The following is a 517-nucleotide window of genomic DNA, read 5'->3' on the forward strand; positions in this document are numbered from 1 at the left end:
GCGATGCTATGTTGGGCGTGGTCTTCTGGGAAGGCCGCCTCGTCGATTCATGCCAGGAGCGAGCCGACGGTTCGCTCCTTCTCACCCTCGCTGAAGACCCCTCACACCGCCCGCGATGTGGGCGCTGCGGTAGCGACTGTGTTCTGCTCCACGAGCGCCGGCGACGCCGGGTGCGCGATCGAGACTGGTTCGATCGACGCGTCTGGCTGGATGTGCCGATTCGCCGCCTCGACTGTTACCAGTGTGGCGCACGGGCGGCCGAGCGCCTGAGCTGGCTCGACACGGGTGAGCGCATCACACACCGATTACGCGCCTGGATCGAGGCGCTGGTGCAGATCCTGCCGATCGCCCACGTCGCCCAACTCACGGGCTTGCACTGGCACACCATCAAGCGCATCGACCATCGGCGTCTGCAGACCCGGTATGGCACTTTCGATGCGCAGGGCGTGCGTCGGTTGGTGATGGACGAGTTCGCGCTGCACAAGGGGCACCGCTACGCGACGGTGATCATGGATGC

General features: G+C 65.8%; 1 protein-coding gene. It reads left to right on the forward strand.

Annotation, left to right across the window (positions count from 1 at the left end; translation table 11 throughout):
* Nucleotides 1-8: 8 nt before the first annotated feature.
* A partial coding sequence (locus C664_RS20080) for a helix-turn-helix domain-containing protein (RefSeq protein WP_232435147.1) occupies nt 9-517 on the forward strand: 509 nt, incomplete at its 3' end.

Source organism: Thauera sp. 63 (assembly GCF_000310165.2).
Taxonomy (GTDB): Bacteria; Pseudomonadota; Gammaproteobacteria; order Burkholderiales; family Rhodocyclaceae; genus Thauera; species Thauera humireducens.